This window comes from Rhizobium sp. RHZ02 (genome assembly GCF_014851575.1).
Taxonomy (GTDB): Bacteria; Pseudomonadota; Alphaproteobacteria; order Rhizobiales; family Rhizobiaceae; genus Rhizobium; species Rhizobium altiplani.
On the sequence record NZ_JACUZX010000001.1, the window covers coordinates 1 to 15,459 of the forward strand.

General features: G+C 60.4%; 13 protein-coding genes. 9 read left to right on the plus strand and 4 right to left on the minus strand.

Annotated features, from left to right (window positions below):
- From IB244_RS00005 to IB244_RS00045, 9 genes are all read left to right on the plus strand, one after another.
- Positions 1 to 2,690, plus strand: a 2,690-nt coding sequence (locus IB244_RS00005; RefSeq protein ID WP_192302655.1) for a DUF4082 domain-containing protein, incomplete at its 5' end; no start/stop codon positions are given.
- A 517-nt stretch (positions 2,691 to 3,207) separates the two neighbouring features.
- Positions 3,208 to 3,507, plus strand: coding sequence for a helix-turn-helix domain-containing protein (locus IB244_RS00010; protein ID WP_246734267.1), 300 nt, complete (start codon positions 3,208 to 3,210; stop codon positions 3,505 to 3,507).
- Entirely contained in the window at positions 3,504 to 4,865 is a 1,362-nt protein-coding gene (locus IB244_RS00015) for a type II toxin-antitoxin system HipA family toxin (RefSeq protein WP_192302657.1), read from the plus strand. Before IB244_RS00010 ends, IB244_RS00015 begins: the two co-directional genes overlap by 4 nt.
- 609 nt (positions 4,866 to 5,474) lie before the next feature.
- Positions 5,475 to 6,197: a FadR/GntR family transcriptional regulator gene (locus tag IB244_RS00020; protein ID WP_025658300.1), complete on the plus strand. Its 723-nt coding sequence runs from the start codon at positions 5,475 to 5,477 to the stop codon at positions 6,195 to 6,197.
- Positions 6,194 to 7,360 carry a PLP-dependent transferase gene (locus tag IB244_RS00025; RefSeq protein ID WP_169680076.1) on the plus strand — a complete coding sequence of 389 codons (1,167 nt, stop codon included), beginning with the start codon at positions 6,194 to 6,196 and terminating at the stop codon, positions 7,358 to 7,360. Before IB244_RS00020 ends, IB244_RS00025 begins: the two co-directional genes overlap by 4 nt.
- 37 nt (positions 7,361 to 7,397) lie before the next feature.
- On the plus strand, positions 7,398 to 8,657 hold the full coding sequence (locus IB244_RS00030; RefSeq protein WP_025658301.1) for an ABC transporter substrate-binding protein: 1,260 nt from the start codon (positions 7,398 to 7,400) through the stop codon (positions 8,655 to 8,657).
- A gap of 83 nt (positions 8,658 to 8,740) precedes the next feature.
- On the plus strand, positions 8,741 to 9,676 hold the full coding sequence (locus IB244_RS00035; RefSeq protein WP_018855413.1) for a carbohydrate ABC transporter permease: 936 nt from the start codon (positions 8,741 to 8,743) through the stop codon (positions 9,674 to 9,676).
- Between the two features lie 4 nt (positions 9,677 to 9,680).
- Positions 9,681 to 10,511 carry a carbohydrate ABC transporter permease gene (locus IB244_RS00040; RefSeq protein ID WP_192302659.1) on the plus strand — a complete coding sequence of 277 codons (831 nt, stop codon included), beginning with the start codon at positions 9,681 to 9,683 and terminating at the stop codon, positions 10,509 to 10,511.
- Positions 10,512 to 10,516: 5 nt separating this feature from the next.
- Positions 10,517 to 11,572: an ABC transporter ATP-binding protein gene (locus tag IB244_RS00045; RefSeq protein WP_025658304.1), complete on the plus strand. Its 1,056-nt coding sequence runs from the start codon at positions 10,517 to 10,519 to the stop codon at positions 11,570 to 11,572.
- Positions 11,573 to 11,583: 11 nt separating this feature from the next.
- On the opposite strand, the gene IB244_RS00050 is transcribed toward IB244_RS00045, so the two are convergent.
- The 4 genes from IB244_RS00050 to cysT all read right to left on the minus strand — a co-directional run bounded on the left by IB244_RS00050 (position 11,584) and on the right by cysT (position 15,455).
- The gene (locus IB244_RS00050) at positions 11,584 to 12,411 is read right to left on the minus strand and encodes a cell wall hydrolase (protein WP_192302661.1); all 828 of its coding nucleotides are present in this window, start codon (positions 12,409 to 12,411) and stop codon (positions 11,584 to 11,586) included.
- A gap of 270 nt (positions 12,412 to 12,681) precedes the next feature.
- Positions 12,682 to 13,728: a sulfate/molybdate ABC transporter ATP-binding protein gene (locus IB244_RS00055; RefSeq protein ID WP_169680071.1), complete on the minus strand. Its 1,047-nt coding sequence runs from the start codon at positions 13,726 to 13,728 to the stop codon at positions 12,682 to 12,684.
- A gap of 10 nt (positions 13,729 to 13,738) precedes the next feature.
- A complete protein-coding gene (cysW, locus tag IB244_RS00060) occupies positions 13,739 to 14,608 on the minus strand; it encodes a sulfate ABC transporter permease subunit CysW (protein WP_192240061.1) in 870 nt (289 codons plus the stop codon).
- On the minus strand, positions 14,598 to 15,455 hold the full coding sequence (gene cysT, locus IB244_RS00065) for a sulfate ABC transporter permease subunit CysT (RefSeq protein ID WP_025658308.1): 858 nt from the start codon (positions 15,453 to 15,455) through the stop codon (positions 14,598 to 14,600). The genes cysW and cysT overlap by 11 nt, the downstream gene beginning before the upstream one ends.
- Positions 15,456 to 15,459 lie beyond the last annotated feature (4 nt).

Consider the following 15,459-nt stretch of genomic DNA (forward strand, 5'->3'; position numbering starts at 1 on the left):
CCACGGCCTCGCTGACGATCACCATCCACGGTGCTGACGACGCGCCTGTTCTGGCGGCCCAGACCGCCACCCAGAACGCCACGGCCGGCACTGCCTTCTCGTTCGTGCTGCCGGCCGGCACCTTCACTGATGTCGACAGCGGCGACACGCTGACCTACACGGCAACATCTGCCGACGGCACCGCTCTTCCCACCTGGCTGAGCTTCAATGCCTCGACGCGCACCTTCAGCGGTACGCCGACGACATCAGGCACGTCAGACATCAAGGTAACGGCAACCGACATCGCAGGCCTCGCCACCAGCGAGACCTTCAGCATCACCACGACAGTGCCTTCCACATACAGCCTGTTCAGTGCCACCAGCACGCCGGCGCAGACGAACCTCAATGACAACAGGCAGATCGAGCTCGGCGTCAAGTTCCAGGCGAATGTTGCCGGTACAATTACCGGCATCAAGTTCTACCGAAGCGCCAACGACAACGGCCAGAACGTCGTCGATCTGTGGACCACGGCAGGCACCAAGCTCGCCACCGCCACCTATTCCGGCACCACCGGCAGCGGCTGGCAGACGGTGAGCTTTGCAACCCCGGTCACCATCACCGCCAATACCACGTACATCGCGTCCTATCACACGACCGGTGCCTATGTGGCGACCGGAAACTATTTCACGGCAGCTGTAACGAACGGCCCGCTGACGGCGCTGTCGAGTGCTGCAGGTGGTGGCAACGGTGTCTACCGCTATGGCGGATCCGCCACGGCAGGCATTTTCCCGAATGCCACCTACCAGGCGTCGAATTACTGGGCCGATGTGGTCTTCCGGCCGGCGACTCAAAACACGGTTCCGACGGCGGTTGCCGATGCCGGCGATGCGACCGAGAAGGGCGGCGTTGCCAATGGCTCGGGCGGTTCTGTCGCCAGTGGCAACGTGCTGACCAACGACACCGATCCGGACGCCGGCGACACCAAGACCGTCACGGCAGTCAGCTTCGGCTCGACAGCAGGCACGCTCGGCACCGCACTTGCCGGTGCCTATGGCAGTCTCGTCCTCGCGGCCTCGGGCGCCTATACCTATACGATCAACGAGGCCAACTCCGCGGTGCAGGCGCTGCGGCTGTCGACCAACACGCTGAGCGAGATCTTCAACTACACCATGCGTGACGCCGCCGGCGCCACGGCCACGGCCGCGCTGACGATCACCGTCCACGGCGCCGACGACGCGCCGGTTCTGGCGGTCCAGACCGCCACCCAGAATGCCACGGTCAACACCGCCTTCTCGTTCGCGTTGCCGGCCGGCACCTTCACCGATGTCGACAGCGGCGACACGCTTACCTACACGGCAACCTCTGCCGACGGCTCGGTTCTTCCCACCTGGCTGAGCTTCAACGCCGCGACGCAGACCTTCAGCGGTACGCCGACGACGACAGGCACGTCAGGCATCAAGGTGACGGCAACCGACATTGCCGGCCTTGCCACCAGCGAGACCTTCAATATTACCACGACGATAGCGGGCAACACGACGCCGACGGCGGTTGCCGACGCTGGCGATGCGACCGAGAAGGGTGGTGTTGCCAATGGTTCAGGCGGTTCTGTCGCCAGCGGCAACGTGCTTGCCAACGACACCGATCCGGATCAAAACGACACCAAGACCGTCACGGCGGTCAGCTTCGGCGCGACAACAGGCACGCTCGGCACCGCACTTGCCGGCACCTATGGCAGCCTGCTCATCGATGCGACGGGCGCCTATAGCTACACGATCAACGAGACCAACTCCGCGGTGCAGGCGCTGCGGCAATCGACCAACACGCTGAACGAGGTCTTCAGCTACACCATGCGTGACGCCGCCGGCGCCACCGCCACGGCCTCGCTGACGATCACCATCCACGGTGCTGACGACGCGCCTGTTCTGGCGGCCCAGACCGCCACCCAGAACGCCACGGCCGGCACTGCCTTCTCGTTCGTGCTGCCGGCCGGCACCTTCACCGATGTCGACAGCGGCGACACGCTGACCTACACGGCAACATCTGCCGACGGCACCGCGCTTCCCACCTGGCTGAGCTTCAATGCCTCGACGCGCACCATCAGCGGTACGCCGACGACATCAGGCACGTCAGACATCAAGGTGACGGCAACCGACATTGCAGGCCTCGCCACCAGCGAGACCTTCAGCATCAATACGGCCGCAGCCCCCACCACCTACAGTCTGTTCAGTGCCACCAGCACACCGGCCCAGACGAACCTCAACGATGGCCAGCAACTCGAACTCGGCGTCAAGTTCCAGGCGAATGTTGCCGGTGATATCACCGGCATCAAGTTCTACCGAAGCGCCAACGACAATGGCCAGAACGTCGTCGATCTGTGGACCACGGCAGGCACCAAGCTCGCCACCGCCACCTATTCCGGCACCACCGGCAGCGGCTGGCAGACGGTGAACTTTGCAACCCCGGTTACCATCACCGCCAACACTACCTATGTGGCGTCTTACCACACGACCGGTGCCTATGTGGCGACCGACGGGTTTTTCACCAGCGGCGTCACGAACGGTCCTCTGACGGCCCTCTCAAGTGCCGCCGCGGGTGGCAACGGTGTCTATAGCTATGGTGGGTCCGCGACCGCGGGTCTCTTCCCGACCAGCACCTATGATTCTGCGAATTACTGGGCCGACGTGGTCTTCCGGCCGCAACTCGCAGCATGATGAGTCGGCCGAAGTGACAGGCCGACTTCGGATGCAATGAATGCAATGCAGGTTCTTGCCGCGGCAAGCCGTCGTCGCAAATGCCACACACAGGCGTCCCGGCGTCGATATGTATGCGCTGCCGCATTCCGCATTTTGGTCTTTTCCAGCACAGCGCACAGCCGAGGTCGAGTTGAGGATCAACTCGACGGCTTCCGGTTCGACCTCCGCCTTGAGTGGGCGCAATTCGCGCAAGGGCCATTTCTGGCTTGCCAGGCGCCCGCGCCATGTGGGTCTGCTGTCGGCTGCCGGAGCGGAATGACCGGACGGCAGGTTGTCGGAGACCATGTTCAATTCCCTGTAGGATCGCGATACGACGGGATCTCGCCGGGATCGGCGAACAGAACGTTGTCGTATTCGTATGATCCTGAATATCCGGCGGACCATACCAGAGCGATCGATCAGATCATCGACTTGCAATATATTTAAATGCTACTATATTGGCATTAACTCCCAGATAATGCGGTTAGGTGATAATATGTTCGCATTTAACATGTCGTCCCCGATGGAAGTTATTCGAGGCTTGGCGGAAAGAATGAAGCGCCGGCGGATCGAGCACGGACTGACCCAGCGGGAACTTGCGGCAAGATCGAATGTCTCGTACGGGTCGTTGAGACTATTTGAAGAAAGTGGGAAAATCTCCCTCGAGAGTCTCGTGAAAATCGCCTTCGCCCTTGAGGCCGAGGCTGAGTTCGAGCGATTGTTTCCGAGTCGGCCGCCGCAGAATATCGATGATGTCGTTGATCGTCCTCTTAAGCAGCGGGTGCGCAGGAAATGAAGTTCAAACCAGTCCAGCAGATGAGCGTCTATCTGAATCTCGAAGGGAATGAGAAGAAGCTCGGCACGCTCGCTTGGAGCGGCAAGGAACGGAGGGCCTACTTCGAGTACTCGGCAGAGTTTCTCGCAGCGCCCCTTTCGATTTCGCCATTCCATATGATGGCCGCCACTGGATTGATTGCAGCGCCTCGCGATCCGTTTGACGGGCTCCATGGGCTCTTCAACGACAGCCTGCCTGATGGTTGGGGTCGTCTATTGCTCGACCGCCGTTTCCAGCGAGCGGGCATCGACTATACGCAGCTCACTCCCATCGACCGTCTCTCGGCAGTGGGAAGAACGGGAATGGGCGCGCTGACATACGTTCCCGATTTGCCGGACGATCGGAAACAACCGACCGACGCTGACCTCGACTGGTTCGCTGATCAAGTGGAGTTGGTACAGACAGAAATGGACGTCGCTGACATCGATAGCTTGCAGGGCGCGCAAGGTGGATCAGCGGGTGCACGACCAAAGATCATGACCGGCTTCAACAAGGCCGAGAATAGCTGTGTTTTGGACTACGGCCAGCCGTTGGATTCGGGATTTGAAAGATGGATGGTCAAAGCGCCCGGTTCTAACGATCCGGGGGAGATGGGTGCCGAAGAAAAAGCCTATGCGCTCATGGCGGCAGCTGCAGGGCTGGAGATGGCCGACACCCAGCTATTCGACACCCGGAAGGGAAGGCGGCTTTTTGCGACGAAGCGTTTTGACAGGATACCCGCCGGTAGGCTTCACATGCACACGGCAAGCGGTCTGTTGAATGCCAGCCATCGCGAGGCCTCTCTCAACTATGAGCAACTTCACAAGCTTACCCATATGATGACCCGCGACGCCGCAGAAGTCCTCAAGATGTTTCGAAACATGGTGTTCAATGTATATGCCAAGAATCGCGACGACCATGCGAAGAACCACGCATTCCTTATGGACGGGAATGGTCGTTGGTCGTTAGCACCTGCATACGATCTTACCTTTTCGTCCGGACCAGGCGGAGAGCACAGCGCGGCAATAGCTGGGGAAGGTAGAAACCCTGGCATGTCTCACCTCTTGGCGGTCGCCAGAGGGGCTTCGATCTCGGATCAAGACGCTCGGTATGTTATAGAGCAGGTGCGAACGGCCGTAGACCGGTGGCCGCAGTTTGCTGACAAAGTCCGGCTATCCAAATCCCGTACTGCTGAACTCGACAAATTCTTGAACGGCAATCGGCCGGCTCAGACACTTCGCGTGCACTACGATCGGAATGACTACAGCATTTCAAGCCGACACGAGCGGCCGAAAATCGTAAGCGATGATGATACGGGTGGCTTCAGCCCCAAGCGTTGAATTCCACCTATGAGGTGTGGCGGTTGCTACCTTCTTGCGAGATTTCGTCGCAATCGTTCAGGGCGATACCGACACTGCAAGGACGCTGGAACTTGCTACTAGTCAAGCAGGCGCTGTGGTTTTTCTTTCTCCGGGTTTTCGCGCGCGACGTTTCGGTGTGAGGTCATTCAATACATGGCCGATGGCGAAGGACGAAGTGGACGTCCGCGGCGATGGTTGCCGTTGTCCTCCGGAGTGAGGGCGACCTGGAGCAATGGCGGGAACGCCCACGAAGGATGTTCGAGATAAACGAGGTTCCAACCGAGGCTGAACTGGCGGTGCTTGATAACCCGTCGGATCGTCGGCCGTAGCTCTGCGGCGGGTTTGCACCGCTCGGTGGGCAAGGACTGACACGCGCCTTCAGCGTCTGCTGTGAGGTCTGCCTTTTAAAGGTTTGTGTAAGGGTCGCTGACCTTCGCCACGACCTCTATTTCCGAGATCCGTATCTTGGGAGAATCTAGAATCCGCTCTTTAACTTCCGACTTGCCCTTGACGTTTCCGCTGCTTTTTGGAAATGCTAAGATGTCAGACCAATTTCAGGTCGACTGCCTATAAGAATTCTGGGGAACCATGAAGGCACCACGCAGCGACAGGCCGGTTATCCGGCCGCTTCCGGCCATGGATCGGGCACGTCAGGTGACCGACGCACTGGCCGAGTATGTTCAGAGCGCGCAATTGAGGGCAGGCGATCGCCTGCCGGCGGAGCGCGAGCTGATGGCGGCGCTGATGGTGGGCCGTTCGACGATCCGCGAAGCGATCCGTCATTTCCAGGCGCTCGGCGTCATCGAAACACGAAAGGGCAGCGGCACTTACTTGCTGAAACCTGTTTCGAAGGCGACAATCCACATGCCGCTGTCGCTTGATACCGGCCATCTGCGTAACGCTCTTTTGCAAACGCTCGAGGTGCGTCGCGGGATCGAGTGCGAGGCCTGCATGGTCGCCGCGCGCAAGCGGACCGACAAGGATCTCATCCTGATCGAGCAGAACCTCAACGAGATGGAACGCGTCCACATAGAGAAGGGCACGTCGGGGCCTGAAGACCTTGCCTTCCATCTTGCCATCTACGATGCCACCCACAATCCGCTTTTCCGCCAGCTTCTCGAGCAGATGCGCGAGACATTCTGGCAGTTCTGGGAGCATCCCTTCGAGCGCGAGGACTTCGCCCGCCGCTCGTTTCCCTTTCACCGCACGCTCTTCAACGCGATCGCTGCCCGGGACGCCGAGGCCGCGCGTGAAGAGACACTGAAAATCCTCGGGGTCGTCGAGGAAGATATCAAGGAAATGTCGAAATGAACAACGGCGCAGACGCGTTCGATCTTGCCTCGCTCATCACAGCACACGACGAAGGAAACTTCGCCGAAGCTGTCGTGCCACCGATCTTTCAGACGTCACTCTTCACCTTTTCCGACTATGACGACATGATCTCCTCCTATCGGGGCGAAAAGGTCCGGCCGATCTATACGCGCGGCCTCAACCCGACCGTCCGCATGTTCGAGGAAATGCTGGCAAAGCTCGAGGGCGCTGAAGATGCGCTCGGCTTTGCAAGCGGCATGGCGGCGATCTCCTCGGCGGTGCTCTCCTTCGTCGAGCCGGGCGACCGGATCGTTGCGGTCAAGCACGTCTATCCCGATGCTTTCCGCCTGTTTGGCACGATCCTGAAGCGCATGAAGGTCGAGGTGACCTATGTTGATGGTCGCGATGAAGAGGCTGTAGCCAAGGCGCTGCCCGGCGCCAAGGTCTTCTACATGGAAAGTCCGACGAGCTGGGTGATGGAAGCCCATGATGTCGGCGCGCTCGCAGCCCTTGCCAGGAAGCATGGCGTCGTCACCATGATCGACAATAGCTGGGCGAGCCCATACTTCCAGCAGCCGATTTCACTTGGCGTCGATATCGTCATCCATTCGGCCTCGAAGTATCTCGGCGGCCACAGCGACGTCGTGGCCGGTGTCGTTGCCGGCTCCAAGGAGATGATTGCCCGCATCAAGGCAGAGGCCTATCCCTATCTCGGCGGCAAGCTCTCGCCGTTTGACGCATGGCTCTTGATCCGCGGCCTGCGCACATTACCGATCCGCATGCGGGCGCATGAGGCGGCCGCGATGACGATCGCCAGGCGCCTGCAGGAACTCGACGTGGTGGAGACCGTCTGCCATCCGGGCCTTGGCAACCGGCTGCCGGCTGGCCTCAACGGCACGTCGGGCCTGTTTTCCTTCATATTCCGCGAGGGCGTCGATATCCGCGCCTTCGCCGATCACCTCAAGCTCTTCAAACTGGGAGTGAGCTGGGGTGGGCATGAAAGCCTGATCGTACCAGGCGAGGTCGTCCTTCAGCAGAAGGCGCAACCGAATTCCGCGCATACCTTCGGGATCCATGCGCGGTCAGTACGCCTTCACGTCGGCCTCGAAGGAACTGAGGCGCTGTGGAAGGACATCGAGGCGGCATTGGCGGTCGCCTCTTGAGTTGACAACCTGAAAAACCTGAAAAGGGGGAGCAAGCATGAAAAGACTGATCACCGCCACTCTACTCGCCACGATGATGGCCGGTACGGCGCTCGCCGATACCACGCTGAAACTGGTCGAGGTCATCACCAGCCCCGAACGAACCGAGACCCTGAAATCGATCGTCGGCAAGTTCGAGGCCGCAAACCCCGGCACCAAGGTCGACATCATCTCGCTGCCCTGGAACGAAGCCTTCCAGAAGTTCGCGACCATGGTCTCGGCCGGCGACACGCCAGACGTGATGGAAATGCCCGACACCTGGCTTTCGCTCTATGCCAACAACGGCATGCTCGAAAGCCTCGAGCCCTACCTTGCCAAGTGGGAGCACACCAAGGGCCTGACGCCGCGCGCCCTTGAACTCGGCCGCGACGTCAAGAACACCGCCTACATGCTGCCCTACGGCTTCTACCTGCGTGCGCTGTTCTACAACAAGAACCTCTTCAAGGAAGCGGGCGTTTCCGAGCCACCGAAGACGCTTGACGATTTCGTCGCAGCTTCCGAAAAGGTCTCCAAGCTCCCGGGCAAGTCCGGTTACTGCCTGCGCGGTGGTCCGGGCGGCCTGAACGGCTGGGTGATGTTCGGCGCGACGATGGCGGGCTCCAACAAGTTCTTCAACGAGGACGGCACCTCGACCATGAACAGCGAAGGCTGGGCAAAGGGTCTCGAATGGGTTGTCGATCTCTACAAGAAGGGCCTGACGCCGAAGGACAGCGTCAACTGGGGCTTCAATGAAACCGTCGCCGGCTTCTATTCAGGCACCTGCGCGATGCTCGACCAGGATCCGGACGCGCTAATCGCGGTTGCCCAGCGCATGAAGCCGGAAGATTTCGGCGTCACCAAGATGCCGGTCGGCCCGAGCGGCAAGGGCTTCACGACAATCGGCTTTGCCGGCTGGTCGATGTTCACCACCAGCCAGAACAAGGATCTCTCCTGGAAGCTGATCGAGACACTTGAATCGCCTGAGGGCAACATCGAGTGGAACAAGCGGACGGGCGCACTTCCGGTTCATACCTCGGCCGAGAAGGATCCCTTCTATGCGGGCGATCAGTTCAAGGGTTGGTTCGAGGAGCTGGCCGATCCGAATATCGTTCCGACCGTGATGCCGACCTACCTCGAAGAGTTCGCCTTCTTCAAGGATTCGCTCGCGATCAAGACGACCCAGCAGGCGCTTCTCGGCGACATCACGCCGAAGGAACTGGCTGACCAGTGGGCAGATTATCTGACCAAGGCACAGCAGAAGTTCCTAGCCAAGAAGTAACGGACCACCGGCGGCGGACCTGTCCGCCGCCTCCTTCCCTGTCTTGCGACGGCGCAACAAGCGCCGCAAACGGATTTTGTCTGATGACCATGACTGCCGATACGCTGGAAAGGCGCCAGGACAGACGCCCCTGGCTGAAGCGCGTCGCCGATGCCTCCGAACCCTATCTCTACAGTGCGCCATCGCTGGTCCTGATCATTGCGGTGATGCTGGTCCCACTGGTGATCGGGGTGTCCTACGCGTTTCGTGACATCCAGCTGCTCAATCCCTTTTCGGGCGGCTTCATCGGGCTCGACCATTTCCGTGCACTCTCGCAAGATGCCGCTTTTTACGGTGCCTTGAAGAATACGCTGTTGTGGACGGGCGCCTCCGTCCTGCTGCAGTTCATCTTCGGCCTCATCCTCGCGCTTCTACTCGACAAGCCGTTCTGGGGCAGGGGTGTCGTGCAGGCTCTGGTCTTTCTGCCCTGGGCTGTCCCATCCTTCCTCGCCGGTCTGAACTGGGCCTGGCTATTCAATCCCGTGATCGGGCCAATCCCGCACTGGCTGTTTGCGCTGGGGTTGATGAGCGAGCCCGCCAACATCCTTTCCGATCCGCAACATGCGATGTGGGGACCGATTATCGCCAATGTCTGGTGGGGCATCCCCTTCTTTGCGATCACCCTGCTTGCCGCACTGCAGGCGATCCCGCGCGATCTCTATGAGGCAGCCTCCATCGACGGCGCCGGCTGGTTCCAGCGGTTTCGTTCGATCACCTTGCCCTTCCTCGCGCCGACGATTGCCATCACCGTGCTGCTGCGCACCGTCTGGGTCTCCAACTTCGCCGACCTGATCGTCGTCATGACCGGCGGCGGGCCGGCCGACCGGACACAGATCGTCGCGAGCTACATCTTCACGCAGGCCTTCAAGCGCCTGGACTTCGGCTATGCCTCGGCAATCGCACTGGTGCTGCTCGTCCTGCTGCTCGCCTACTCGATGCTGATCATCCTGCTGCGGCAGACCCTGCTGAACAAGGATTGATGCCATGAAGCGATCCCTTCTCCCCACCATTGCGCATCGCCTGGCCATTCTCTGCTACATCGTCTTTGCGCTGTTTCCGCTGTTCTGGCTCTTCAAGGTGTCGGTGACGCCGAACGACCTGCTCTATACGGAAGGCGTCCGGATGTGGCCTTCGCGGACGACCTTTGAGCATTATGCCTTCGTCATCCAGCACAGTGCCTTCCCGACCTTCTTCAAGAACAGCCTGATCGTGTCGGCCTCGACCGCCGTCGTCGTGACAATCTGCGCTTCGCTTTCGGGTTATGCGCTGTCGCGCTTCAACTTCCGGGCGAAGTACTGGATCGTCGCCTTGATGCTGCTGACGCAGATGTTCCCGCTTGTCATGCTGGTTGCGCCGATCTTCAAGATCCTGACGCCACTGCACCTGACAAACAGCCTGACCGGTCTCGTCGTCGTCTACACCGCCTTCAACGTGCCCTTTGCCACCTTCCTGATGCAGTCGTTCTTCGACGGCATACCGAAGGATCTCGAGGAGGCAGCGATGATCGACGGCGCAACGCAGTTTACGGCCTTCCGGCAGATCATCCTGCCGCTGACGTTGCCCGGCATCGCCGCAACGCTCGGCTTTGTCTTCACCGCTGCGTGGAGCGAACTGCTCTTTGCCCTCATGCTGATCAACGGCAACGACGCGGCGACCTTCCCGGTCGGGCTTTTGACCTTCGTTTCCAAATTCTCCGTGGATTTCGGGCAGATGATGGCGGCGGGCGTGCTCGCGCTCATCCCGGCCGGTCTCTTTTTCCTGCTCATCCAGCGTTATCTCGTCCAGGGCCTGACGGCCGGCGCGGTCAAGGGTTAATCAAAATGGCATCGATCGATATCCAGAACGTCAAGAAGGCCTATGGCCCCGTCAAGGTGCTGCATGACGTCGACCTCAGGATCAAGGACGGCGAGTTCGTCGTGCTTGTCGGCCCGTCGGGCTGCGGCAAGTCCACCCTGCTGCGCATGATCGCTGGCCTCGAGGACGTTACCGGCGGCGAGATCCGCATTGCCGGCAATCGCGTCAACGAGTTGCATCCGAAGGACCGCGACATCGCCATGGTGTTCCAGTCCTACGCGCTCTATCCGCACATGAATGTCGCCGGCAACATGAGCTACAGCCTGAAGCTTCGCAAAACCGCCAAGGAAAAGATCGCCAGCGCCGTCGGTGCTGCCGCCTCCAAGCTCGGCCTCGACCCGCTGCTCGAACGCCGGCCGAAGGCGCTTTCGGGCGGCCAGCGCCAGCGCGTCGCCATGGGCCGTGCCATCGTGCGCCAGCCGAAAGCCTTCCTCTTCGATGAGCCGCTGTCGAACCTCGACGCGCGCCTGCGCGAACAGATGCGCGCGGAAATCAAGAAACTGCATGGCGACCTGAAGGCGACCTCGATCTATGTCACCCACGATCAGATCGAGGCGATGACGCTCGCCGACAGGATCGTTGCCATGCATGGCGGTGTCGTGCAGCAGGTCGGCAGCCCGCTCGAACTCTACGATACTCCCGCCAACCTCTTCGTCGCCGGCTTCATCGGCTCGCCAGGCATGAATTTCCTGGACGCGACCTATACAGACGGTGGGGTCCGCCTGAAGGACGGAACGGTTGTCCCGCTCGCTGCGCCGCTATCGCTGACAAACGGTGCTAAAGTCACGCTCGGCATACGTCCAGAGCATGTTGTGATTACAAGCGAAGGCGGTCTGAACGCGAACGTCGAATTGGTCGAGCCGACCGGTTTCGGCATCATCCTGCACCTGTCGCTGCACGGCCTGCCATTCAAGATCTTCACGCTCGACCGGGCCGCGTTGACATCCGGCCCGACAATCAACGTGTCGTTCCCCGCACAGCATCTGCACGTCTTCGATGCCGATGGAACCAGGGCGAAGTAGAGCGAGCAGCCTCAGCCGTGGGCGAGGCTGCCGCGCAGAACGGCGTTATCGAGGTCCGGCCTCGGCGTCGGAATGGCGACTGGTATCACCGCGTCGGTGCTGACAGGCACGACAGCTTCCGTCGGTGCCGGAGGAGCCGGTTCCGTTCCCAAGGTCGCCACGGTCCCGGGCATCGGGATCGGCACAGGGACCGTCGTCGGAACAAGCGCCTCGAACTGCGCCGGCATCCTGCTGCGGCCCGGCAGATAGTTCATTGCAACTTCATATGCGGGCAAGGGTGCTGGCGTCTGCAGCTCGCCGTCCCGGCCACGCTTCTCGTAAAACGCATTGCCGCCGGCAATCGTCACGTAGTGCATGTTGCGATATGGAAACGACAGACCGTCCGTGTGAAAGAACATCGCGTCCTTGACGCCCGGATGCCGTTCGCCACGCAAGATTGCGTCAGCGGCGTCTGCCAGTTCAATCTCGGCCACAGGCTCAACTTCGCGCGTCATCACGCCAGGTGCAAACTGTCTCTGTTGGGCAACGACACCACAGATTGAATCGGGATAGGCGCCCGACGTCAGACGGTTCATGACCACGGTTCCGACCGCCATGTAGCCGTCGCGATCAGAATGCTCGGATTCGAAGTACATTGCCCGCTTCAGGCAATCGCGATCCTTGGCCGTATAATTGAAGGTAACTTTGGTTGATTGCGCCGCGTGCGCCGCATTCCTGGGCTTGGTGGCTTCGCTCACCACCTTCGAAGCCGGTTGCTGTGCGGTCGTGCAGCCTACAGCAGCCACGCCCGCGAGCAAAATCCCGGCGAGAGATTTTCCCAACGATGTATGCGCCCTCAATGTCAGGTGCCCCCTATTTAGAGTAGTAAGCCCTTCTCGATTAAGTGATCGCTTTTTTACCTGCGTTTCAGGTAAATTTCAAACCCAATTAGTATCACAATTTGATTTGGGTGCCTTTCGCCCGGCTGCGCAGGGTGATTCGCATTGCTGCCGCCCCCCGAAAACAAAGAGATCTTCCATCGCCGGTAATGACCGCCAGGCGGATGCAACCACCGAAATCGGCCCGCGCGGCATGCTGATTCGTGCCGCTATCGCCCGCGTGGACCGTCACTATGCAGCCGGCCGGAACAACTTCCACCGTGTCGGTCTGAAGGCGATCCGCGTCCGATCGAGCGCCCCTGCCTGCGAAGGCGACAGTTCGAGTTCGATGGGCGGATGTCCCTTGCCGATGTCGACCTCGATGTGGCGCGTGCCGGCAACGCGCCGGCTTGTCGTCAGCAGACCGGCGATGCAACCGCCGCAGCCGTCCCGCAACTCGATATCGTGCGGCCGGAAGTAAAGCTGGGCGTCTCCATCCGCTTCGCTCTCGACCTTCAGCCCGAGCGGCCGGTCCTCGAACCAGATCTCGCCGCCATTGACCCGCACGTCGAGACAGTTCGACTGTCCGACAAAGCCAAAGACGAAGGGCGAGTTTGGGTTGTCGTACACCTCGTCGGGTGTTCCGATCTGCTCGATCGCGCCCTGGCTCATGACAACCACGCGGTCGGCAAGCTCCATTGCCTCGTCCTGGTCGTGCGTGACGAAGACGGTGGTGTGGCCGGTGCGATCATGGATCTCGCGCAACCATTTGCGCAGATCCTTGCGGACCTGGGCGTCGAGCGCGCCGAAGGGCTCGTCAAGCAGAAGCACGTTCGGCTCAACCGCCATGGCGCGCGCAAGCGCCACGCGCTGACGCTGGCCGCCGGAAAGCTGGGCCGGATAGCGCTTCTCCAGGCCGGAGAGCTGAACGAGGTCGAGAAGCTCCAGAGCCCGCCTGCGGATCTCAGCCTTGGGCGGACGCCGCGCACCATCGCGCACTTTCAGGCCGAAGGAGACATTGTCGAGCACGGTCATATGCCGGAAGAGGGCATAATGCTGGAACACGAAGCCGATATTGCGCTGCTGCACGGTCTTTTTCGACGCATCCTCGTCGCCGAAATAGATCGACCCTTCCGTCGGGCTCTCGAGACCGGCAATAAGACGCAGCAAGGTCGTCTTGCCGGAACCGGACGGTCCGAGCAGCGCAATGAGTTCACCGGAGTGTATGTCGAGCGAGACGTCGTGCAGCGCGGGAAAGCGTTCGAATTCCTTGCGCAGGTTTTGTACGCGAACTTCCATTCTAATTCCTTCAGTGCCGTCGGCTGGCGGCGATTTCTTCACTGTATCGCATCTCGAGCAGCGTCTTTAAAACAAGGGTCACGAGCGCAAGCAAGGCAAGCAGGGTGGCAACGGCAAACGCGCCGGTGAAATTGTACTCGTTATAGAGAATTTCCACCTGCAGCGGCATGGTGTTCGTCTGTCCCCGGATGTGACCGGAGACCACAGAAACGGCACCGAACTCGCCCATGGCGCGGGCGTTGCAGAGCAGCACGCCGTAGAGCAGACCCCATTTGATGTTCGGCAAGGTCACATGCCAGAAGGTCTGCCAGCCACTGGCACCGAGCGATATCGCCGCCTCTTCGTCACCCGTCCCCTGTTCCTGCATCAGGGGGATCAGCTCGCGCGCCACGAAGGGAAAGGTGACGAACATGGTCGCGAGAATGAGCCCCGGAACGGCAAACAGGATCTTGATGTTGTAGGCGCTCAGCCAATGACCAAGATAGGTATTGGCACCAAGCAACAGGACGAAGACCAGGCCCGAAACGACCGGCGAGACCGAAAAGGGCAGGTCGATCAACGTCGTCAGAAGAGCCTTGCCCTTGAACTCGAACTTGGCAATCGCCCAGGCGGCCGCCACTCCAAAAAACAGGTTGAGAGGCACGCTGACACCCGCGACGATGAGGGTCAGGCGAATGGCGGAAAAGGTCTCCTCGTCCTGAAGCGCCTCGAGGAACGGTCCCGCCCCCTTTCGGAAGGCTTCGACGAAAACGGCTGCCAGGGGCAGAAGCAGGATCAGCGTCAGGAACGTGAGAGAGACAAGGATCAGCGTCCACCGCGCGAACCTGTGCTCGGTAACGGCGGAGCGCACCTTTGTCGGAGCGCTGGTATCAAGTGCCATAACCATATCTCCGTCTGCTCCAGCTCTGGATGAGGTTGATGATCAGCAACATGGCAAACGAGATGACCAGCATCACGGCCGCGATGCCCGTCGCAGCTGCATAATTATATTCTTCGAGCTTGATAACGATCAGAAGCGGCGCAATCTCCGACCGGAACGGAAGATTGCCGGCAATAAAGATCACCGAGCCATACTCGCCGACGCCGCGGGCGAAGGCGAGCGCAAAACCCGTCAGGACAGGTGGGGCGAGGCCCGGCAGCAAAACGCGGAAGATCGTCTGCAGACGCGTGGCGCCAAGCGTTGCGGCAGCTTCTTCCACCTCCTTGTCGATCTCCTCCATGACGGGCTGGACCGTCCGCACGACGAAGGGAAGGCCGACGAAGACCAGGGCAATGACGATACCAAGCGGCGTGAAGGCGATCTTGATGCCGAGTGGTGTCAGGAACTGGCCGATCCAGCCATTCGGCGCATAAAGTGTTGCGAGCGCAATACCGGCCACGGCGGTCGGCAATGCAAACGGCAAATCGACCATGGCATCTATGATGCGTTTGCCAGGGAAGCGGTAGCGCACGAGCACCCAGGCCAGAACGACGCCGAAGGCGGCATTGAGGCAGGCGGCTGCGAAGGCGGTTCCAAAGCTGATGCGTAGAGCACTCAACGTTCGAGGATCGAAGGCGATGGCCAGGAATTTTGTCCAGCCGAGCTCGCTCGACCGCCAGGCAAGGCCCGAAAGCGGAATGAGGATCAGAAGGGTGAGCCAGGTCAAGGTAAGGCCGAGCGCCATTCCAAAGCCTGGAATGACGCTCGGCCGTCTGAACCGCCACCGCGTGGGGCTATATGCTTTCATGCGA

What these genes read in the sequence shown, in the direction of transcription:
- IB244_RS00010 (WP_246734267.1), top strand. Translation starts at nt 3,208, where the DNA reads ATGTTCGCATTTAACATGTCGTCCCCGATGGAAGTTATTCGAGGCTTG.
- IB244_RS00015 (WP_192302657.1), top strand. Translation starts at nt 3,504, where the DNA reads ATGAAGTTCAAACCAGTCCAGCAGATGAGCGTCTATCTGAATCTCGAA.
- IB244_RS00020 (WP_025658300.1), top strand. Translation starts at nt 5,475, where the DNA reads ATGAAGGCACCACGCAGCGACAGGCCGGTTATCCGGCCGCTTCCGGCC.
- IB244_RS00025 (WP_169680076.1), top strand. Translation starts at nt 6,194, where the DNA reads ATGAACAACGGCGCAGACGCGTTCGATCTTGCCTCGCTCATCACAGCA.
- IB244_RS00030 (WP_025658301.1), top strand. Translation starts at nt 7,398, where the DNA reads ATGAAAAGACTGATCACCGCCACTCTACTCGCCACGATGATGGCCGGT.
- IB244_RS00035 (WP_018855413.1), top strand. Translation starts at nt 8,741, where the DNA reads ATGACCATGACTGCCGATACGCTGGAAAGGCGCCAGGACAGACGCCCC.
- IB244_RS00040 (WP_192302659.1), top strand. Translation starts at nt 9,681, where the DNA reads ATGAAGCGATCCCTTCTCCCCACCATTGCGCATCGCCTGGCCATTCTC.
- IB244_RS00045 (WP_025658304.1), top strand. Translation starts at nt 10,517, where the DNA reads ATGGCATCGATCGATATCCAGAACGTCAAGAAGGCCTATGGCCCCGTC.
- IB244_RS00055 (WP_169680071.1), bottom strand. Translation starts at nt 13,728, where the DNA reads ATGGAAGTTCGCGTACAAAACCTGCGCAAGGAATTCGAACGCTTTCCC.
- cysW (WP_192240061.1), bottom strand. Translation starts at nt 14,608, where the DNA reads ATGGCACTTGATACCAGCGCTCCGACAAAGGTGCGCTCCGCCGTTACC.
- cysT (WP_025658308.1), bottom strand. Translation starts at nt 15,455, where the DNA reads ATGAAAGCATATAGCCCCACGCGGTGGCGGTTCAGACGGCCGAGCGTC.